The sequence below is a fragment of the Rhizobium sp. BK512 genome (assembly GCF_014194915.1).
Classification (GTDB): domain Bacteria; phylum Pseudomonadota; class Alphaproteobacteria; order Rhizobiales; family Rhizobiaceae; genus Rhizobium.
Genome location: NZ_JACIAS010000003.1, coordinates 670,327 through 689,726, shown reverse-complemented (window position 1 = coordinate 689,726; position 19,400 = coordinate 670,327). Strand labels below are relative to the sequence as shown.

The 19,400-nt window shown below is 60.2% G+C and carries 18 protein-coding genes; 14 read left to right on the top strand and 4 right to left on the bottom strand.

What is annotated here, in order from left to right; translation table 11 throughout:
- Positions 1-198: 198 nt before the first annotated feature.
- The 9 genes from FHX06_RS14040 (at position 199) to FHX06_RS14000 (ending at position 9,869) form a co-directional block, all read left to right on the top strand.
- Entirely contained in the window at positions 199-399 is a 201-nt protein-coding gene (locus FHX06_RS14040) for a hypothetical protein (RefSeq protein ID WP_029868889.1), read from the top strand.
- 75 nt (positions 400-474) lie between these two features.
- Positions 475-837, top strand: a complete 363-nt coding sequence (locus tag FHX06_RS14035; RefSeq protein WP_029868888.1) for a copper resistance protein CopC — start codon at positions 475-477, stop codon at positions 835-837.
- A gap of 383 nt (positions 838-1,220) precedes the next feature.
- Positions 1,221-1,310 carry a K(+)-transporting ATPase subunit F gene (locus FHX06_RS14030; RefSeq protein WP_016556800.1) on the top strand — a complete coding sequence of 30 codons (90 nt, stop codon included), beginning with the start codon at positions 1,221-1,223 and terminating at the stop codon, positions 1,308-1,310.
- A 52-nt stretch (positions 1,311-1,362) separates the two neighbouring features.
- A complete protein-coding gene (kdpA, locus tag FHX06_RS14025) occupies positions 1,363-3,066 on the top strand; it encodes a potassium-transporting ATPase subunit KdpA (RefSeq protein WP_183879709.1) in 1,704 nt (567 codons plus the stop codon).
- A gap of 210 nt (positions 3,067-3,276) precedes the next feature.
- Positions 3,277-5,337, top strand: coding sequence for a potassium-transporting ATPase subunit KdpB (kdpB, locus tag FHX06_RS14020; RefSeq protein ID WP_183879707.1), 2,061 nt, complete (start codon positions 3,277-3,279; stop codon positions 5,335-5,337).
- A 12-nt stretch (positions 5,338-5,349) separates the two neighbouring features.
- Positions 5,350-5,919, top strand: a complete 570-nt coding sequence (kdpC, locus tag FHX06_RS14015; protein WP_183879702.1) for a potassium-transporting ATPase subunit KdpC — start codon at positions 5,350-5,352, stop codon at positions 5,917-5,919.
- A gap of 64 nt (positions 5,920-5,983) precedes the next feature.
- Positions 5,984-8,695, top strand: a complete 2,712-nt coding sequence (locus FHX06_RS14010) for a sensor histidine kinase (RefSeq protein WP_183879699.1) — start codon at positions 5,984-5,986, stop codon at positions 8,693-8,695.
- Positions 8,692-9,384: a response regulator transcription factor gene (locus FHX06_RS14005; protein WP_112969057.1), complete on the top strand. Its 693-nt coding sequence runs from the start codon at positions 8,692-8,694 to the stop codon at positions 9,382-9,384. The genes FHX06_RS14010 and FHX06_RS14005 overlap by 4 nt, the downstream gene beginning before the upstream one ends.
- Positions 9,385-9,413: 29 nt before the next feature.
- On the top strand, positions 9,414-9,869 hold the full coding sequence (locus FHX06_RS14000; RefSeq protein WP_113114452.1) for a PTS sugar transporter subunit IIA: 456 nt from the start codon (positions 9,414-9,416) through the stop codon (positions 9,867-9,869).
- 90 nt (positions 9,870-9,959) lie between these two features.
- On the opposite strand, the gene FHX06_RS13995 is transcribed toward FHX06_RS14000, so the two are convergent.
- On the bottom strand, positions 9,960-10,973 hold the full coding sequence (locus FHX06_RS13995) for a porin (protein WP_112546227.1): 1,014 nt from the start codon (positions 10,971-10,973) through the stop codon (positions 9,960-9,962).
- Between the two features lie 356 nt (positions 10,974-11,329).
- Between FHX06_RS13995 and FHX06_RS13990 the strand changes: the two genes are divergently transcribed.
- From FHX06_RS13990 to FHX06_RS13970, 5 genes are all read left to right on the top strand, one after another.
- Positions 11,330-12,355 carry a sulfate ABC transporter substrate-binding protein gene (locus FHX06_RS13990; protein WP_112546226.1) on the top strand — a complete coding sequence of 342 codons (1,026 nt, stop codon included), beginning with the start codon at positions 11,330-11,332 and terminating at the stop codon, positions 12,353-12,355.
- An 8-nt stretch (positions 12,356-12,363) separates the two neighbouring features.
- Entirely contained in the window at positions 12,364-13,221 is an 858-nt protein-coding gene (cysT, locus tag FHX06_RS13985) for a sulfate ABC transporter permease subunit CysT (protein WP_112546225.1), read from the top strand.
- Entirely contained in the window at positions 13,211-14,098 is an 888-nt protein-coding gene (gene cysW, locus FHX06_RS13980) for a sulfate ABC transporter permease subunit CysW (protein ID WP_183879697.1), read from the top strand. Before cysT ends, cysW begins: the two co-directional genes overlap by 11 nt.
- Positions 14,099-14,108: 10 nt before the next feature.
- The gene (locus tag FHX06_RS13975; protein WP_112546223.1) at positions 14,109-15,149 is read left to right on the top strand and encodes a sulfate/molybdate ABC transporter ATP-binding protein; all 1,041 of its coding nucleotides are present in this window, start codon (positions 14,109-14,111) and stop codon (positions 15,147-15,149) included.
- 159 nt (positions 15,150-15,308) lie between these two features.
- Positions 15,309-16,115, top strand: a complete 807-nt coding sequence (locus FHX06_RS13970; protein WP_112546222.1) for a cell wall hydrolase — start codon at positions 15,309-15,311, stop codon at positions 16,113-16,115.
- Between the two features lie 20 nt (positions 16,116-16,135).
- On the opposite strand, the gene pepT is transcribed toward FHX06_RS13970, so the two are convergent.
- The 3 genes from pepT to FHX06_RS13955 all read right to left on the bottom strand — a co-directional run bounded on the left by pepT (position 16,136) and on the right by FHX06_RS13955 (position 19,399).
- On the bottom strand, positions 16,136-17,368 hold the full coding sequence (gene pepT, locus FHX06_RS13965) for a peptidase T (protein WP_113210157.1): 1,233 nt from the start codon (positions 17,366-17,368) through the stop codon (positions 16,136-16,138).
- Between the two features lie 137 nt (positions 17,369-17,505).
- On the bottom strand, positions 17,506-18,564 hold the full coding sequence (locus tag FHX06_RS13960) for an ABC transporter ATP-binding protein (RefSeq protein ID WP_183879695.1): 1,059 nt from the start codon (positions 18,562-18,564) through the stop codon (positions 17,506-17,508).
- Positions 18,565-18,568: 4 nt separating this feature from the next.
- Complete coding sequence (locus FHX06_RS13955; RefSeq protein ID WP_112969050.1) at positions 18,569-19,399, bottom strand: carbohydrate ABC transporter permease; 831 nt, start codon at positions 19,397-19,399, stop codon at positions 18,569-18,571.
- Position 19,400: the final 1 nt, after the last annotated feature.

The window sequence follows — 19,400 nt, the reverse complement described above, 5'->3', positions numbered from 1 at the left end:
CGTTCTGGCGACTATAAGACTGCAAGCCGCAGCAATTCAATCATCTCTGTCAGGCTTTTGCTCGCTATGTGACGAAATGCTCACATGATTATCACCCGAAAGATAAGCTCTTCCTAGACGTCCGTATGATTCCGGAGAAGCCCGGCGAGGACTACATTTATCTTCAACGACCACGACATAGTGGGAAGGAGAAAAGCGATGAAGCACGACAACGACAATGTCGGCCGAAACTTGGTTTCCAACTCTCAGATCACGCGGCAGCTCCGCGAATTCTGGCGCAACCTGGTGGATGAGGCTGTTGCTGCAATCCATCAGGATCGCGAGCCGCAGGCATTGCTTCAGCCGGTTAGGGTTGTTGCACGGGCGCGGGATCGAAATCGGCCTCCGCAGCGTTATTAGGCATGCGCCGGCATGGCGTGGCGGGGGCATGACGCTTCCGGCACCATGCGGATCGGCAATACAAGGAAGACCGTCATGAAATCGATTGTGTCATTCTGCCTGTTCGCATCTCTTCTCTTTGCCGCAACCGAGGCGTCCGCGGCGATCGAGGAAGCATCCCTTCCGCCACCGCAGCAGGAAGAAAGGCTGGTGCCGGCCAATCTGGAGCTCACGTTCACTGGCCCTGTCGATCTCGCTCGTTCGACCGCCACCCTTCTCGATGCCCAGGGCCTGACATTGCCGACCGGCAAGCCGTTTCTTTCAGGACCGGAAGGTTCGGTCTTCAAGGTTCCTCTCGATCCGTCCATGGCGCCCGGTGTTTATACACTCAACTGGCGCGTACTCTCGATGGACGGCCACAGCGCCGAAGGCCACTACCAGTTTAGGGTTGAGCCTTGAACGCTGCGATATTTCGCCATCTGATATTGCGCCGTGTCGTTGGACACGGCGTTTTTGTCTGTTGAAGCGTTCTCACTGGCCCCTCCGACCGCATAAAGGCATTTATAAGATTTTTATATAGATACCCTTCGCCCAATCTCGAACCTTTATGCCCTTCGGTCGCATATTAATGTCCGAGAGATCGCAAAGATCATCTCCACGCCAGAAAGCATAAAAGGTGCCGCCTCTGCGAGCCGGCGCCCTTTGTCTTGTCTGACTCCAAGAATAACAACCGGAGTCAAGATCGATGATGGATATAATTTTACTCGGCACTGCAATCGTATTCTTCGGACTTTGCTTTGCCTATACACGCGCCTGCGACAGGCTTTGACAGGAGAGAACAGATGACCCTCGATTACATCTTGAGCGGTGCCGTGACCGTGTTTCTCACCGTCTACCTCACCTACGCTCTCATCCGCCCAGAACGTTTCTGAAAGCGCCGGCGCTTCTCATCCAGAAGCAGCCGGGTACTGAAAGTTTCCTCCCATGACCCTCAACGGATGGCTTCAGATCCTGCTTTACTGCGGGATCGTCCTTGTGCTCGTCAAACCGCTCGGCGGTTACATGACGCGTGTCTTCAGCGGCGAGCGCACATTCCTTTCACCGGTCCTCGTTCCGATCGAACGAGGGCTTTACGCCGTCGCCGGCACCAGCGAGCGCGAAGACCAGCACTGGACCTCCTATGCCTTCGCCATGCTGATGTTCAACCTGATGGGCGTCATCGTTCTCTACCTCCTGATGCGGTTCCAGAACGTACTGCCCTATAACCCGGCCGGCATGACCGCGGTCGGGCCGGAACTCGCCTTCAACACCGCCACCAGTTTCGTCTCCAATACCAACTGGCAGAATTATGGCGGCGAAAGCACCATGTCGTACCTGACGCAGATGATGGGCCTGACGGTTCAGAACTTCGTGTCGGCTGCGACCGGCATGGCCATCGCCATCGGTCTGATCCGCGCCTTCTCGCGTGCCTCGGGCAAGGCGATCGGCAATTTCTGGGTCGATATGGTCAGAGCCACACTCTATATCCTGCTGCCGATCTGCATCGTGCTGACGCTCGCCTATGTCTGGCTCGGCGTACCGCAGACGCTTGGTCCCTATGTCGATGCGACCACGCTCGAAGGCGCCAAGCAGACGATCGCCCTCGGCCCCGTTGCCTCGCAGCTCGCCATCAAGATGCTCGGGACGAATGGGGGCGGCTTCTTCAACGCCAACTCGGCCCATCCGTTCGAGAACCCGGACGCAATCTCAAACCTCATTCAGATGGTCTCGATCTTTGCGATTGGCGCAGCCTTCACCAACGTTTTCGGCCGCATGGTCGGCAACCAGCGCCAGGGCTGGGCGATCCTGACGGCGATGGGCGTCCTCTTCATGGTCGGCGTCGGCGTCACCTATTGGGCTGAAGCTGCCGGCAACCCGCTGATGCACGCCTTCGGCTTGGCTGGCGGCAACATGGAAGGCAAGGAAGTCCGCTTCGGCGTTGCCATGTCCTCGCTGTTTGCGGTCGTTACCACGGCTGCCTCCTGCGGTGCGGTCAATGCCATGCATGGCTCCTTCACCGCGCTCGGCGGCCTGATCCCGCTGATCAACATGCAGCTCGGCGAAGTCATCGTCGGCGGCGTTGGTGCGGGTTTCTACGGCATCGTTCTCTTCATCATCGTCGCTGTCTTCGTCGCAGGCCTGATGGTCGGCCGCACGCCGGAATATCTCGGCAAGAAGATCGAGGCGAAGGAAATGAAGATGGCCGTTCTTGCCATCCTTTGCCTGCCGCTCGCCATGCTGGTCTTCACCGCGATCGCCAGCGTCCTGCCTTCGGCAGTCGCTTCGGTCGGCACGGCCGGCCCGCACGGTTTCTCCGAAATCCTCTATGCCTATACGTCGGCTGCGGCCAACAACGGCTCGGCTTTCGGCGGCCTGACGGGCAATACGCCCTGGTACAACATCACGCTTGGTCTCGGCATGCTGATGGGCCGTTTCCTCGTCATCATCCCGGCGCTCGCCATTGCCGGTTCGCTGGTGACGAAGAAGACGGTACCCGCCTCGGCAGGTACCTTCCCGACGGATGGGCCGCTCTTCGTCGGCCTGCTCATCGGCACGATCCTGATCGTCGGTGGTCTCACCTTCTTCCCGGCATTGGCCCTCGGTCCTGTTGTCGAGCACCTGGTCATGATCGCCGGCCAGACCTTCTGAGGTTTGCCGATGATTATCCGTCACAGGCTCCGAAAAGCCTTCCATCCACGTCCCGGTCTGCCGGGGCGTGGAGCCCAGCGGATGCCGCGCGCCTCCGACATCATCCTGGTGATGATGGCAGGCCTGCTCGTCGTCGTCTGCGTTCTCAGAATTTTACAGGGCTGACCGGCAATCCGGTTCGCCATCCTCGTTTCAAAGCTGGAGTCTCTTATGAGCCAGGCAAAATCCGCGAGCATCCTCGATTCTCGCATCCTCATTCCGGCCGTGGGCGCTGCTTTCACCAAGCTCAACCCGCGCACCCTTTCCAAGAACCCGGTCATGTTCGTCGTGGCCACGGTCTCGGCGCTGACCACAGTCCTGTTCCTGCGCGATCTCGTTTCAGGCAACGGCAATCTTGCCTTTTCCTTCCAGATCAACCTCTGGCTCTGGTTCACGGTGCTCTTTGCCAACTTCGCCGAAGCCGTCGCCGAAGGCCGGGGCAAGGCGCAGGCAGACTCGCTGCGCAAGGCGCGCACCGAGACCCAGGCGAAGCTCCTGACCGCCAACAACGGCACCGGCTACCGCATGGTACCTGGCACCAGCCTGAAGGTCGGCGATCTCGTTCTCGTCGAAGCCGGCGATATCATTCCCTCTGACGGCGAAGTCGTCGAGGGTGTTGCCTCCGTCAATGAAGCGGCCATCACCGGCGAATCCGCCCCCGTCATCCGTGAATCCGGCGGCGACCGCTCGGCCGTAACCGGCGGCACGCATGTTCTCTCCGACTGGATCCGCGTGCGCATCACGGCGGCGGCAGGTTCGACCTTCCTCGATCGCATGATCTCGCTCGTCGAGGGCGCCGAACGTCAGAAGACGCCGAACGAAATCGCGCTCAACATCCTGCTTGCCGGGATGACGCTGATCTTCGTTCTCGCCACGGCGACGATCCCGAGCTTTGCGGCCTATGCCGGCGGCTCGATCCCGATCATCGTGCTCGTTGCCCTCTTCGTCACGCTGATCCCGACCACGATCGGCGCCCTGCTTTCGGCGATCGGTATTGCCGGCATGGATCGTCTCGTCCGCTTCAACGTGCTCGCCATGTCCGGCCGCGCCGTAGAAGCTGCCGGTGACGTCGACACGCTGTTGCTCGACAAGACCGGCACGATCACCCTGGGCAACCGCCAGGCCACCAGCTTCCGGCCGGTACGCGGTGTCGCCGAACAGGATCTCGCCGATGCGGCGCAGCTTGCCTCGCTCGCCGATGAGACGCCCGAGGGCCGCTCCATCGTCGTGCTCGCCAAGGAAAAATACGCGATCCGCGGCCGCGACATGGCAAGCCTGAAGGCCACATTCGTACCCTTCACCGCCCAGACCCGCATGAGCGGTGTCGATCTCGAAGGCTCGGCGATCCGCAAGGGTGCCGTCGATGCTGTGCTCAGCTACGTCAACGGCGATGCTTCCTCGAAGAACGGAGCCGAAATCGTGCGTGAACTGCAGTCGATATCGGACGAGATCGCCAAGGCCGGCGGCACGCCGCTCGCCGTTGCCCGCGACGGCAAGCTGCTCGGCGTCATCCAGCTCAAGGATATCGTCAAGGGCGGCATCCGCGAGCGCTTCAACGAGCTGCGCCGCATGGGCATCCGCACCGTCATGATTACGGGTGACAACCCGATGACAGCCGCCGCCATCGCTGCCGAAGCCGGTGTCGACGACTTCCTCGCCCAGGCAACGCCTGAAAACAAGCTGCAGCTGATCCGCGAAGAACAGGCCAAGGGCAAACTTGTCGCCATGTGCGGCGACGGCACGAACGACGCTCCTGCTCTGGCCCAGGCCGACGTTGGCGTGGCCATGAACACCGGCACGGTCGCAGCCCGCGAAGCCGGCAACATGGTCGATCTCGACAGCGACCCGACAAAACTCATCGAGATCGTCGAAATCGGCAAACAGCTCCTGATGACCCGCGGCGCGCTGACGACCTTCTCGATCGCCAACGACATCGCCAAGTACTTCGCCATCATCCCGGCGATGTTCCTGACTTTTTACCCGCAGCTTGGCGTACTCAACATCATGGGCCTCGCCACGCCGCAGAGCGCCATCCTGTCGGCGATCATCTTCAATGCGCTCATCATCATCGCCCTGATCCCGCTGTCCCTGAAGGGTGTGCGCTACCGCCCGATCGGCGCCGGTGCGCTGCTTTCCCGCAACCTGCTGATCTACGGTCTCGGCGGCATCATCGTCCCCTTCATCGGCATCAAGGCGATCGACATGGTCGTCGCATCCCTCGGCCTCGCCTAAGGAGTTAAAACAATGCTTAGAGAACTTCGTCCGGCAATCGTCATGATCGTTGCCACCACGGCCATCACCGGCCTCCTCTACCCGCTCGCCATGACAGGTGCCGCACAGGCCATCTTCCCCTACCAGGCTAATGGCAGCCTCATTGAAAAGAACGGGCAGGTTATCGGTTCCACGCTGATCGGCCAGGCCTTTACCAGCGACAAGTATTTCTATGGTCGTCCGTCCGCTGCTGGCGATGGCTACAATGCAGCGGCGTCCTCGGGCTCCAACCTCGGCCCGACCAGCCAGAAGCTGATCGACCGCGTGAAGGGTGACTATGAGGCTGCCAAGGCGAGCAACCCGAATGCCGAGGTTCCCGTCGACCTCGTCACCGCTTCGGGTAGCGGCCTCGACCCGCATATTTCGCCCGATGCCGCATACTTCCAGGTACCGCGCGTCGCCAAGGCCCGCGGTGTTGATGAAGCCAAGGTCAAGGCGCTGGTCGATGCAGCCGTTACGGGCCGCGAACTCGGCCTGCTCGGCGAACCGACCGTCAATGTTCTGGCGTTGAACCAGAGCCTTGATGCTTCTATGACTCAGTGAAGGTTGAGAGCCCCGGAACGCTGCAATGCGCGCCGGGGCTTGCTCGTGAAGAAAGACCGAACGCATGCCAGACGACAACCGCGACCAGGCCGGCAGGCCCTCGCCCGATGCGCTTCTCGAAAAGGCCCGGGCGGAGTCGCGCGGACGCCTGAAAATCTTCCTGGGCGCGGCACCCGGCGTCGGCAAGACCTATGAAATGCTGGTCTCCGGCCACGCCAAGATCGCCGATGGCCTCGACGTCGTGATCGGCGTCGTCGAAACCCATGGCCGCAAAGAGACCGAGGCGCTGCTTGCCGGTTTCGAAATCATCCCGCGTGTGGAGATCGCCTATCGCGGCCAGTCGCTCGAAGAGATGGATCTCGATGCCATTCTCGCCCGCAAGCCCGATCTTGTTCTCGTCGACGAACTTGCCCATACCAATGCCGAGGGCAGTCGCCATCCGAAGCGCTATCTCGACGTCAAGGAATTGCTCGACCGTGGCATCGATGTCTATTCGACGCTGAACATCCAGCATGTGGAGAGCCTGAACGACGTCGTTTCGCAGATCACCCGCATCCGGGTGCGCGAGACAGTGCCAGACTCCGTGATCGACGTGGCTGACGACATCGAGATCATCGACCTCACACCCGACGACCTCATCAAACGCCTTCACGATGGCAAGGTCTATGTGGCAAAGACCGCCGAACGCGCTCTGACCAATTATTTCACGCCCGGCAACCTGACGGCGCTCCGCGAACTCGCCCTGCGCAAGACCGCCCAGCGCGTCGATGACCAGCTGCTGAGCCATATGCAGGCGCATGCTATTTCCGGCCCCTGGGCTGCCGGCGACCGTGTGCTGGTGTCGATCGACGATCACCCACGCTCTGCTTCGCTGGTCCGCTACGCCTCACGCATGGCTGCGCGTCTGCGTGCCCCCTGGGCGGCCGTCTATATCGAGACCAACCGCTCCATCAATCTCTCGGAAACGCAGCGTGATACGATTGCCGCCACGCTCCGGCTTGCCGAGCAGCTTGGCGGCGAAGCGATCACCATTCCCGGCCGCGAGGTGACTGAGGAGCTGGTGCGTCACGCCACCGCGAACAACGTCACTCACATCGTCATCGGCGCGCCGAAAAAGCCAACATGGCGCGAATGGTGGTGGAGCCCCTCCATCACCGACGAGCTGATCCGGTGCGCGGGCGATATCAGCGTCCATGTGATTTCCGGCAACGAGAAAGATCCGGCCGCGCAGCGTGGCGTAAAGGCGGCACCGAGCACGGCCGCGCTGGACTTCCGGGCTTACGCACTTTCAACGCTCTACGTCGCCATTGCGCTTGTTGCCGGCGTGGTGCTCGATCAGGTGCTCGACGTTCGCAATCTGGCGCTCGTCTTCCTGATGGCGGTGCTGACATCGGCCGTCATCCATGGCCTCAGACCGGCGCTCTATACCTGTATCATCAGTGCCCTCTCCTTCAACTTCTTCTTCCTGCCGCCGCGCTATACGTTGACGATCAGCGATCCGGAAAGCGTGCTCGCGCTCTTCTTCTTCCTTGGTGTCGCCGTCATCGCCTCCAACCTGACGGCAACCGTCCAGCGGCAGGCGGCCGCGGCCCGGCAAAGAGCGCGCACGACGGAAGACCTCTATCTCTTTTCCAAGAAGCTTGCCGGCACCGGCACGCTCGATGACGTCCTCTGGGCGACTGCCTTCCAGATCGCCTCAATGCTCAAGGTGCGCGTCGTTCTCCTCCTGCCGGAAGATAATTCCATTGCCGTCAAGGCCGGTTATCCACCTGACGATACGCTCGACGATGCCGATATTGCCGCCGCCCGCTGGGCCTGGGAACATAATCACGCCGCCGGTCGCGGCGCTGATACCCTGCCCGGGGCCAAGCGCCTCTATGTACCATTGCGTACCGGTCGAACGGCCGTTGGTGTCATCGGCCTCGACAGTGACCGCCGGGACGGACCGCTGCTGACGCCGGAACAGCAGCGGCTTCTCGATGCGCTTGCCGATCAGGCGGCACTCGCCATCGAACGCGTGCAACTCGTTGCTGACGTCGATCGGGCCAAGCTTGCGGCCGAAGCGGACCGCCTGCGCTCTGCTCTGCTGACGTCGATCTCCCACGATCTCAAGACGCCACTTGCGGCGATCCTCGGCGCGTCCGGCACACTGCGCGATTACTTCGATTCGATGTCGGCGGATGACCGGACAGATCTTCTGTCGACGGTCGTCGATGAATCCGAACGTCTCAACCGCTTCATCGCCAATCTGCTCGACATGACGAAGATCGAGTCCGGCGCCATGGAACCGAACTATGCGCTGCACTATGCAGGAGATATCGCAGGCAGCGCGTTGCGCCGGGCTGCAAAAATTCTCGATCATCACAGGACGGAAATGACAATCCCTGCCGACCTGCCCATGGTCCGCGTCGATCCCGTTCTCTTCGAGCAGGTCCTCTTCAACCTTCTCGACAATGCCGCCAAATACGCGCCCGAAGGCTCTGTCATCCGCATCGAAGGTTGGGCGGATGCCGATAATGTCGTCGTACAGGTCTCCGACCAAGGCCCGGGCATTCCTGCTGCAGACCTCAACCGTGTCTTCGACACGTTCTACCGCGTGCGCAAGGGCGATCAGGTGCGCGCCGGCACCGGCCTCGGCCTCTCCATATGCCGCGGCTTCATCGAGGCGATGAGTGGGACGATCACAGCCGGCAACCGGACAGACAGGTCCGGCGCCGTCTTCACCATCCGCCTTCCAAAACCGAACGACATTCCAAAATTGGATGAACTCAAATGACCGGTTCAGCCGTCAAGATTCTCGTCGTCGATGACGAGCCGCCAATCCGCAAGCTTCTGCGCGTCGGCCTCACCGCACAAGGCTACGAAGTCCAGGAGGCCCCGAATGCCGGTGCCGCCCGCCAGTCCGTCAAGGATGATCAGCCCGATCTCATCGTGCTCGATCTTGGCCTTCCCGACATATCTGGCCATGACCTTTTGCAGGAATGGCGCGAAGACGGGCTCACCATGCCTGTCGTCATTCTCTCGAGCCGTACCGACGAGGCCGGCATCGTCAAGGCGCTGGAAAGTGGTGCCGACGACTATGTGACGAAGCCCTTCGGCGTCAACGAACTCGGTGCCCGTATCCGTGTGGCGCTCCGCCACCGGCTGCAGCAGCAGGGTGAGAAGGCGATCTTTCAGACCGGCGGGCTGTCGATCGATCTCGTCAAGCGCATCGTCAAGGTCGACGGCAGGGAAATCAAGCTGTCGCCGAAGGAATACGACATCCTGCGCGTGCTCGCCCAGCATGCCGGCAAGGTGCTGACACATCAATTTCTTCTGAAGCAGGTATGGGGTCCGGCCGCGGACGTGCAGTATCTGCGCGTCTATGTGCGCCAGCTGCGGCAAAAGGTCGAGCAGATTCCCGACCAGCCACACTATATCACCACAGAGACCGGCGTCGGCTACCGGCTCCGTGAGCCTGACTGATACCTGCCGAAAACAGCATCGAGAATGTAATGAACCTCTCCAATATCATCCGGCCGGAGCACACCTTCATTGGCCTGTCGGTGACCACCAAGTGGCGCGCGCTGCAGACGATTTCCGAAAAAGCCGGCAAGGCCTTCGGCATTGACGGCCAGAGCGTGCTGAAAGCGCTCGAATCCCGGGAGAAGCTCGGCTCCACCGGCATCGGCAACGGCATCGCTGTTCCTCATGCAGCCATCAACGGCATGACGAGCCCGCGCGGTCTCTTGATCCGCTTCGCCCAGCCGCTGGACTTCGATGCGATCGACGATATCGCGACGGACATCGCCTTCGTGCTGCTCTTCGGGGAAAACAATCGTGGGGAATATCTGAACGTGCTCGCCGCCATCGCCCGCAGGCTTCAGTCGGATGGCGTCCTGGCGGCCATGCGCAAGGCGAAAAGCACAGATGAATTCTATTCGGATTTCATCGCGGATTCACGCGTCTGAAGAGAAATTCGCTTCGCGCTTCCGACCTTCTCCCCGCCATGGCGGGGGGAAGGCAAATCGAGGACAAGGGGCCGCTCCGGCCCCTTTTTATTAGAAGTCGCGCTGGAAACGGAGGAAACCGAAGGTTTCGTCGTCGCCGTCTTCTTCGTCGTGATACTGGACGCTGAGCTTGCTGCGCAGATTGTCAGCAATCCGGTAGTCGATGGTGACGCCGGTCGTATAAGCGCTGCCGCCGCTGAAGTCGCCGTCAGCATCGATATCGATCTTGTCGAAGTACTGGAAGGCCGGGGTGACGGCCCACTTGTCGGTCAGCTTGATCTTGTACTCGGCTGCGACCGTCCATTCGGACGCTTCGTAGTAGTAGTTAGCGCCACTGGCCCAGATGCCAGCGAGGCCGAGAGTGCCTGGACCGATATCGGCATAAACGATAGCGCGGATGGCGCCTTCTTCGTTATCCGTATCGTAACCACCAAGCAGGTAGCCGCTGAATGCGCCACTCTTGAACGAGACCTGGGCTGCAACGCCGAAGTTGTTCGGGCCTTCACCCGGCTTCTCGACATAGTCTTCTTCAAGTTCGTCGACCGAGACACCGGCTGCGAAGCTGTCGGTCTCGTACTGATAACGGATCGAGTTGTGGGTCGTCTCGTTGCTCGAGAGCGTGTCCGTCTCGCCGCTCAGATCGTCGTCCCACCAGCTGTACAGCTTACCAGCGCGGAAGCCGGCGATGTCGATATAACCTTCATCGAGCAGGGTTTCCTGATCGGTGGCGTTGTCAGCGTTGGTACGCAGCGTGATAACGCCCGTGAGCGTGCCGTACTCGGTGTCGTTCTTGGTCTGGAAGGTAACCTGACCGCGAGTCCAGAAGTTCACATCGGAATCACCCGAGACGTTCTGGCCAAAACGAACTTCAGTACGGATGTAACCGCTGATCTGAAGGCAGGTTTCGGTGCCCGGGATGTAGAAGTAGCCAGTCCCGTAGGCGTCGCAAACGCGAACATATTCTACGGGCTCCGGCTCGGCGGCGACGATAGCGTCGGCTGCATGTGCTCCGGAAACCGCTGCAAGGGCGGCAACAGAGCCAAGAAGGATAGTTTTAATAGACATCAGAAAGACCTTTTACGGTTTGAAAGAGGCAAGCAGTGTTTCAAGGACACCCCCACCATCGGTCGCCGAATCCCAACGACCGGAAGGCCATGTAGGCACTCGAAAGCGTCACCGCTGCAAAACAAGACTAAAAATCGACACACGAATGTCACTTTCCGGCTCGAACTGTGGCAGAAAAATCACGACTGTGGCACGGTGCCTTAATTGGCCGCGGCCAACTTGGCAGCACGTCCCATTCGCAATCTCGCACTGAAAATGGGATGGCTTTCTAAGGTTGGTCCCCGGAACCGGAACAATCTTCGTTTCATTATACGACCTAGTTGATAGAGTTTAGCGTATAACCACGGAGGGTTCCCATGCAGACTTTAAGGTTCACCCGGCTCGTCGCGGCCGCGGTCATGGCAGGCAGCTTTGCCATCGGCAGTGTCGCACCGGCATTCGCCGACCAGACGCTTCTGAACGTGTCCTATGACCCGACACGCGAATTGTATAAGGATTTCAACGCCGCCTTTGCTGCGAAGTGGAAGGCTGACACCGGTGAAGCCGTGACGATCCAAGCCTCTCATGGTGGTTCCGGCGCACAGGCGCGGTCGGTCATCGACGGCCTTGATGCCGACGTGGTGACCCTGGCCCTCGAAGGCGACATCAACGCGATCGCAAAGGCCACGGGCAAGATCCCGGCCGACTGGAAGACCAAATTCCCGAACAATTCGACCCCCTATACATCGACGATCGTCTTCCTCGTCCGCAAGGGCAACCCGAAGGGCATCAAGGATTGGAGCGATCTGATCAAGGACGATGTGCAGGTCATCACGCCGAACCCGAAGACTTCCGGCGGCGCCCGCTGGAATTTCCTTGCCGCCTGGGCATGGGCAAAGCAGGCGAACGGCGGTGACGAAGCCAAGGCTCAGGATTATGTGACCAAGCTCCTCCAGCACGTTCCGGTTCTCGACAGCGGCGCACGTGGCGCGACGACCACATTCGTCCAGCGCGGCCTCGGCGATGTTCTGCTTGCCTGGGAAAACGAAGCCTATCTCTCGCTTGAGGAACTCGGTCCCGACCAGTTCGAGATCGTGACCCCAACCTTCTCGATCCGCGCCGACCCGCCGGTCGCAATCGTTGACGGCAACGTCGATAAGAAGGGCACCCGCAAGGTCGCGGAAGCTTACCTGAACTACCTTTATTCGGACGAAGGCCAGAAGATCGCGGCAAAGCACTATTACCGGCCGATCAAGCCGGAAGCAGCCGATGCGGCTGATATTGCCCGATTCCCGAAGCTGACGCTCGCCACGATTGACGACTTCGGCGGCTGGAAGGATGCACAGCCGAAATTCTTCGGCGATGGCGGCGTATTTGACCAGATCTACAAGCCGGCCCAATAATAGGTCTTATGAGCGCACATAACCCCACACGGTGGCGGTTCAAGCGGCCGAGCGTCATTCCGGGTTTCGGACTGGCGCTCGGCCTTACCTTGATCTGGCTTACCCTCATCGTCCTTATCCCGCTGTCTGGCCTCGCCTGGCGGTCGAGCGCACTCGGCTGGGAGAAGTTCTTCGGCATTGCATTCGACCAGCGAACGCTGAGCGCCCTGCGGATCAGCTTCGGCAGCGCATTCATTGCCGCCTGCCTCAATGTCGTCTTCGGCGTCATCCTTGCCTGGGTGCTGGTACGCTACCGGTTTCCTGGCAAACGCATTATCGACGCCATGGTAGACCTGCCCTTTGCCCTGCCGACGGCCGTCGCCGGCATCGCGCTCACCACCCTCTATGCTCCGAACGGCTGGGTCGGGCAGTTCCTGACGCCACTCGGCATCAAGATCGCCTTCACGCCGGCCGGCATTGTCGTCGCCCTCATCTTCGTCGGCCTGCCCTTCATCGTGCGGACGGTCCAGCCGGTCATGGAAGAGATCGACAAGGAAGTGGAGGAGGCTGCCGCCACGCTCGGCGCCAATCGCTTCCAGACAATCGCACGCGTGCTGCTGCCGGGCCTTGCGCCCGCGGTCCTGACGGGTTTCGCCCTCGCCTTCGCCCGCGCGGTCGGCGAATACGGCTCGGTCATCTTCATTGCCGGCAACCTGCCGTTCAAATCGGAAATCGCCCCATTGCTGATCGTCATCAAGCTCGAAGAATACAACTATGCAGCAGCGACCGGCATCGCGGCGATCATGCTGATCATCTCCTTCACGATGCTGCTTGTCATCAACCTTATCCAGAGCTGGAGCAGGCGGAGGTACGGTTATGGCGTCTAATGCTACCTCAACCGTTTCAACCGCAGAGCCGCACAAGGTTCATTCGGCTATCACAGAGAGCAAGATCGCCCGTATCACGCTGGTCGTCATTGCGCTCGTCTTTCTGCTCTTGATCCTGTTCCTGCCGCTTGCAGCCGTCTTCGTCGAAGCCTTTCGCAAGGGTGCCGGCGCTTTCTTCACAGCACTCCAGGATGCCGAAACGTTCTCGGCGATCCGCCTGACGCTGATCGTTGCCGGCGTCAGCGTGCCGCTCAACCTCGTCTTCGGCATCGCCGCTGCCTGGGCGATCGCCAAGTTCGAATTCAAGGGCAAGGCGTTCCTGACGACACTGATCGATCTGCCCTTTTCGGTCTCGCCTGTCATCTCGGGTCTCGTCTTCGTGCTGCTCTTCGGCGCCAACACCTGGCTCGGCCAGTGGCTGAGCGCCAATGACATCAAGATCCTGTTCGCGGCGCCGGGGCTGATCCTCGCCACCATGTTCGTCACCTTCCCCTTCGTTGCGCGCGAGCTTATCCCGCTCATGCAGGAACAGGGAACGCAGGACGAGGAGGCAGCTCTTTCGCTCGGCGCGAGCGGCTGGCAGGCCTTCTGGCACGTCACGCTGCCGAACATCAAATGGGGCCTGCTCTACGGCGTCCTTCTCTGCAATGCCCGCGCCATGGGTGAGTTCGGCGCCGTTTCGGTCGTGTCAGGCCATATTCGCGGGCAAACCAACACGATGCCGTTGCAGGTAGAAATCCTCTACAACGAATATAACTTCACCGGAGCCTTTGCGGTCGCTTCGCTTCTGGCCTTGCTTGCCCTCGTCACGCTTGTTTTGAAGACGCTGCTGGAAATGCGCTATAGCGCGGAAATCGCCGCCAGCCGGCGGCACTGAAGGAATTAGAATGGAAGTACGCGTCCAAAACCTACGCAAGGAATTCGATCGCTTTCCGGCGCTGCACGATGTCTCGCTCGATATCCGCTCAGGAGAACTGATCGCACTGCTCGGCCCGTCGGGTTCCGGCAAGACCACGCTGCTGCGCCTCATCGCCGGCCTCGAAAGCCCGACCGATGGCCTGATTTTCTTCGGCGACGAAGATGCGTCGAGAAAGACGGTCCAGCAACGCAATATCGGCTTCGTGTTCCAGCACTATGCGCTTTTCCGCCATATGACGGTGCTCGACAACGTCTCCTTCGGCCTGAAGGTGCGCAATTCATCGCGCCGTCCGCCCAAGGCGGAGATTCGCAAACGGGCGCTGGAACTGCTCGATCTCGTACAGCTTTCAGGTCTTGAAAAGCGCTATCCGGCACAGCTTTCCGGCGGCCAGCGCCAGCGCGTAGCCCTTGCCCGCGCCATGGCGGTCGAGCCGAACGTCCTGCTGCTTGACGAACCCTTCGGGGCGCTCGATGCGCAGGTGCGCAAGGACCTGCGCAAATGGCTGCGCGAAATCCATGACCGCACCGGCCACACCACCGTCTTCGTCACCCACGACCAGGACGAAGCGATGGAGCTTGCCGACCGAGTCGTCGTCATGAGCCAGGGTGCGATCGAACAGGTCGGCACGCCGGACCAGGTCTATGACAGCCCCAATTCGCCCTTCGTCTTCGGCTTCGTCGGCCAGTCGAACTGCCTGCAGGTGGAAGTTGCCGGCGGCGATATCCGCTTCGAAGGGCGCTCGCTGGGTCTCAACGCCGATGGTGAAGCTGATGGCGCTGCGCAGCTCTATTTCCGCCCGCACGATGTCCGGCTCTGCGAATCGGCCGAAAACTGTATTGCCGGCCAACCGGTTGCAAGTCGGCGCGTCGCCGGTACCCGCCACATCGAACTCGACATCGGCAAGGACCGCCCGCATATCGAGATCGAGCTTCCGCCGAGCGAGGCCGACAGGCTCGACCGGTCACGCGTCGCCTTCAAGCCCACGCGCTGGAAGCTTTTCCGAAGCTGACACCGTTGCAATACCGGCTCCCGCCAGAATCGTATTTTGGCGGGAACCCCTTGTTATTTTTGTTATCTGCGGTTGTTTGTATTTTTGTCACATGCCGGGTAAAACGTTTTCGCTAAGATCGAAAAGGGCTGGACTAATTCCAATAGGAGGCACCTAGCGTTGAGGGCGGAGATTTCCTTTGGAAAATCCCTGGTTGGGATTTTATTCGTAGGACTTGCGGCTGCGAGCTGCACGACAACACCGAAACCGGCGGCGCCGGCGAAAGCCAAAACAAAACAGGCTCAATCGGCAAAAGTCACTTTCAATTACACCACCAAGGATCGCGACTGCTTGAAGCGCGCGATGTACTTCGAATCGCAGCATTCGGATGAGGCTGGTTATATGGCCGTCGGCAGTGTCGTCATGAACCGACTCACTTCCGGCGCCTATGCCGGCTCCATCTGCGGCGTCGTCGCCCAGAAGAAGCAGTTTGCGCCCGGTGTCATGACTCGCGAGGTCAAATCTCAGGCGGAGCCGGAGCTTACGACCGCGGCTGACGCGATCCTCAGCGGCGAGCGCCATCCGGCGGTGAAGGACGCGATGTTTTTCCACACGGCAGGGTTGAAATTCCCCTACAACAACATGCATTATGTGACGGTCGCAGGCGGCAATGCCTTCTACGAGAAGCGTGACGAAGACGGCACGCTTGAAACGCCGCCACCGCTGCCTTCCTATGAAGTCGCGATGAACTACGTCCCGGGCGAGAGCATGCTGCCGCCGCAGTTCGAGATACTGATCCCGTCGGACGTTCCCGTCCCGATCCCGTCTCCCGATCCCGCAGCGACGGCAAGCGTCACTCCTTTGCCGATGCCCGCAGCAGCGACTGCGATCGAGCCCCAACCCGGTACGCCCATCGCCATTCCAACACCCCGCCCCGCTTATGACAGCGTGATGCTGCGTCCAAGCATTTCGGCGAACGGCACCTGAATTCAGAAGGATGAAGAGCGCTAGGCGCGCTCTTCCCAAACCCTGGCAAGCTCCACGATCGTCCTGACAGCTTTTTCCATATCCTGGCGGCTGATCCATTCGAGCGGCGAGTGGAAGGCGTGACCGCCAGCGAAGATGTTGGGGCACGGCAGGCCCATGAAGGAAAGACGCGAACCGTCAGTGCCGCCGCGGATGCTGCCGCGCACCGGCGTCATGTCCGCTCGGCGAACCGCTTCGACGGCATTCGCGACGATCTCGGGATGGCGGTCGAGCACCGTCTTCATGTTGCGATACTGTTCCTTCACGTCGAAACGATAGGTCGACCCCGGGTAAGCCTTCATCACATCCTTGACGATCGCTTCGAGCATGGTCTCCTTTTCGACCAGACCCGCATCGGTGAAATCGCGAATGATGAGGCTGATTGCAGCCTTTTCCATCGAGCCCGCCACCCCTGTCGGATGGATGAAGCCCTGCTTTCCCTCGGTCGTTTCCGGGGCGATCTCTTTCGGCAGCCGGTCGATAATCGCGCCTGCGATCTTGATGGCATTTTCCATCCGATCCTTGGCAAAACCCGGATGGATTGCCACGCCGGCGATAACAATATCGACGCTATCTGCCGAAAAGGTTTCATCCTCGATATGGCCGGCGGTCTCGCCATCCATCGTATAGGCAAATTCCGCGCCGAGCTTCTTCAGATCGACCTTGTTGACGCCGCGACCAACCTCTTCATCCGGCGTGAAGAGGATCTTGATCGTGCCATGCTTGATCCCGGGATTGTCGACGAGGACTTGAGCCGCAGCCATGATTTCCGCCAGGCCCGCCTTGTCGTCTGCGCCGAGCAAAGTCGTTCCATCGGTCGTGATGATATCGTTGCCGATTTGGTTTTTCAGCTCGGGATGTTCTGAAACACGGATCACCCGGTTTGGATCGCCGGGAAGCTGAATATCCCCACCGGCATAGGCCTTCACCATCTGCGGCTTCACGTTCTTGCCGGTGAAGTCAGGCGCAGTGTCCATATGCGAGCAGAAGCAGATGACTGGCACGCTCTTGTCCGTATTGGCCGGAATAGTCGCATATACATAGCCGTACTCATCGAGATGTGCATCCGAAAGGCCGATCTCCAGGAGCTCCTCGACGAGAACCCGGCCGAGATCCTTCTGTTTTTCGGTCGTCGGCTGCGCGGACGAGGCGGGATCAGATTGCGTGTCGATGACGACATAGCGAAGAAAACGGTCGAGAACAGTGTCTGTCATAATATCCAGTCCAGCATAATCATCACCCGGTCATATAGCCATCGAAGGGCCTGTGATGAAAGCTCTTTTCCGCTATCGGCAAGGCCGCATCACCGCTCCTTCCGTTGCCTGAAGACAGGCAATTGCCCTCCCTCGGTTCAATCGACCCGGTTGCCCTCACTGTTGAACACATGCAGATGCTTGGCCGGGAAAGTGACATTGACCTTCGGTCCCGCACTCAGCGCATCACGATCAAGAGTGAAGATCTTGAACGGCAGGCCGTGCAGCGAAAGATGCAGGATGATGCCGAAGCCGGTCGGCTCGACGAGCTCGACGTCGGCGCTAATTCCAGACCCGTCATTCGTCATGGTGACGTGTTCCGGCCGAATGCCGATCGTCACCTTTTCGCCGTTCGACAAGCCAAGCGACGTGTTGAGCGGTACGATCGTACCGTCCTTCAGCTTCGCTCCGCCTGCCTCATAACTCGCATCGAGGAAATTCATACCCGGCGAACCGATGAAGCCCGCGACGAAGAGATTGGCGGGGCGGTCGTAAAGCTCCAAGGGGCTGCCGACCTGCTGCACGACCCCGCCATGCATGGCGACGATCCGGTCCGCCAGCGTCATCGCCTCGATCTGGTCGTGGGTCACGTAGATCGAGGTTGCCTTGAGGTCGCCATGCAATTTCTTGATTTCGGCACGCATCTGTTCGCGCAGGCGCGCATCGAGGTTCGACAGCGGCTCGTCGAAGAGAAATGCCTTCGGCTGGCGCACGATGGCGCGGCCCATGGCGACACGCTGGCGCTGGCCGCCGGAGAGCGCCTTCGGGCGCCGTTCGAGCAGCGGGTCGAGGCCGAGCTTGGAAGCCGCGCCGGCAACGGCACTCGCGATCCTCTCCTTCGCCGTCTTCCTGAGCTTCAGGCTGTAGCTCATGTTGCCGGCAACATTCATGTGCGGATAGAGCGCGTAGGACTGGAACACCATGGCGATGTCGCGGTCTTTCGGATGCAGCTCGTTGACACGATTGCCGGCAATGCAGATTTCACCATCAGTCACCTCTTCGAGGCCGGCGATCATGCGCAGCAGTGTTGACTTGCCGCAGCCGGACGGGCCGACGAGGACGACGAATTCCCCATCCTTGATTTCCAGATCGACGCCATGCAGCACCGGGAAATGGCCGTAGGATTTCTTGATATTCTTGATGTCGATCGATGCCATGTGACTAACCCTTGACCGCGCCGGCCGTCAGGCCCTGAACGAGATAACGCTGGATGAGCAGGAAGAAGAGGCCGGCCGGGATAAGCGCCATGACGCCTGCCGCCATCATCTGCCCGAAATCCACGGAGAATTTCGAAACGAAGGTAAGAAGGCCAACCGGGAAGGTCGCCGCGTCATTGCCGTTGATCAGCATCAATGCAAAGAGCAGCTCGCTCCACGCCGCCGTGAAGACGAAGCCGAGAGTTGCCGCAATACCGGGCAGCGTCAGCGGCAGGATGATCTGACGGAAGGCCATGAACTGGGTGGCCCCATCGATCATCGCCGCCTCTTCGAGGTCCTTCGGAATGCCATCGAAGAAGGACTGCATCAGGAAGGTCGCAAAGGGCACATTGAAGGCGGTGTAGACGATGACGAGACCGGTCAGGCTGTTCGTCAGGTGCAGGGGCGACAGAATCTTGAAGATCGGCGCCACCAGCATGACGAGCGGGAACATCTGTGTCAGCAGCATCAGCGCCACGATCCAGTATTTCGCCCGGAAGGTGAAGCGCGACAAAGCATAGCCGGACAGCGAGGCACAGATCGTCACCGTGATCGCCGTCGAAGCCGAGACGATAACGCTGTTCTTGAAGAAGGTTGGGAAGGCGCTGTGCTGCAGCACGAAACTATAGTGTTCCCAAGTGGTCCGCGACGGCCACATGCGCACGCCTTCGGTGTAAAGCAGGTCATTCGGCGTTACCGAGACCTTCAAAAGCCAGAAGAGCGGGAAAAGCGCGAAGACGACATAGACGAGGATCGCCAGACGGTGCGCGATAATGGGGAGAATGGATCGTCTCATG

What these genes read in the sequence shown, in the direction of transcription:
- FHX06_RS14040 (WP_029868889.1), top strand. Translation starts at nt 199, where the DNA reads ATGAAGCACGACAACGACAATGTCGGCCGAAACTTGGTTTCCAACTCT.
- FHX06_RS14035 (WP_029868888.1), top strand. Translation starts at nt 475, where the DNA reads ATGAAATCGATTGTGTCATTCTGCCTGTTCGCATCTCTTCTCTTTGCC.
- FHX06_RS14030 (WP_016556800.1), top strand. Translation starts at nt 1,221, where the DNA reads ATGACCCTCGATTACATCTTGAGCGGTGCCGTGACCGTGTTTCTCACC.
- kdpA (WP_183879709.1), top strand. Translation starts at nt 1,363, where the DNA reads ATGACCCTCAACGGATGGCTTCAGATCCTGCTTTACTGCGGGATCGTC.
- kdpB (WP_183879707.1), top strand. Translation starts at nt 3,277, where the DNA reads ATGAGCCAGGCAAAATCCGCGAGCATCCTCGATTCTCGCATCCTCATT.
- kdpC (WP_183879702.1), top strand. Translation starts at nt 5,350, where the DNA reads ATGCTTAGAGAACTTCGTCCGGCAATCGTCATGATCGTTGCCACCACG.
- FHX06_RS14010 (WP_183879699.1), top strand. Translation starts at nt 5,984, where the DNA reads ATGCCAGACGACAACCGCGACCAGGCCGGCAGGCCCTCGCCCGATGCG.
- FHX06_RS14005 (WP_112969057.1), top strand. Translation starts at nt 8,692, where the DNA reads ATGACCGGTTCAGCCGTCAAGATTCTCGTCGTCGATGACGAGCCGCCA.
- FHX06_RS14000 (WP_113114452.1), top strand. Translation starts at nt 9,414, where the DNA reads ATGAACCTCTCCAATATCATCCGGCCGGAGCACACCTTCATTGGCCTG.
- FHX06_RS13995 (WP_112546227.1), bottom strand. Translation starts at nt 10,973, where the DNA reads ATGTCTATTAAAACTATCCTTCTTGGCTCTGTTGCCGCCCTTGCAGCG.
- FHX06_RS13990 (WP_112546226.1), top strand. Translation starts at nt 11,330, where the DNA reads ATGCAGACTTTAAGGTTCACCCGGCTCGTCGCGGCCGCGGTCATGGCA.
- cysT (WP_112546225.1), top strand. Translation starts at nt 12,364, where the DNA reads ATGAGCGCACATAACCCCACACGGTGGCGGTTCAAGCGGCCGAGCGTC.
- cysW (WP_183879697.1), top strand. Translation starts at nt 13,211, where the DNA reads ATGGCGTCTAATGCTACCTCAACCGTTTCAACCGCAGAGCCGCACAAG.
- FHX06_RS13975 (WP_112546223.1), top strand. Translation starts at nt 14,109, where the DNA reads ATGGAAGTACGCGTCCAAAACCTACGCAAGGAATTCGATCGCTTTCCG.
- pepT (WP_113210157.1), bottom strand. Translation starts at nt 17,368, where the DNA reads ATGACAGACACTGTTCTCGACCGTTTTCTTCGCTATGTCGTCATCGAC.
- FHX06_RS13960 (WP_183879695.1), bottom strand. Translation starts at nt 18,564, where the DNA reads ATGGCATCGATCGACATCAAGAATATCAAGAAATCCTACGGCCATTTC.
- FHX06_RS13955 (WP_112969050.1), bottom strand. Translation starts at nt 19,399, where the DNA reads ATGAGACGATCCATTCTCCCCATTATCGCGCACCGTCTGGCGATCCTC.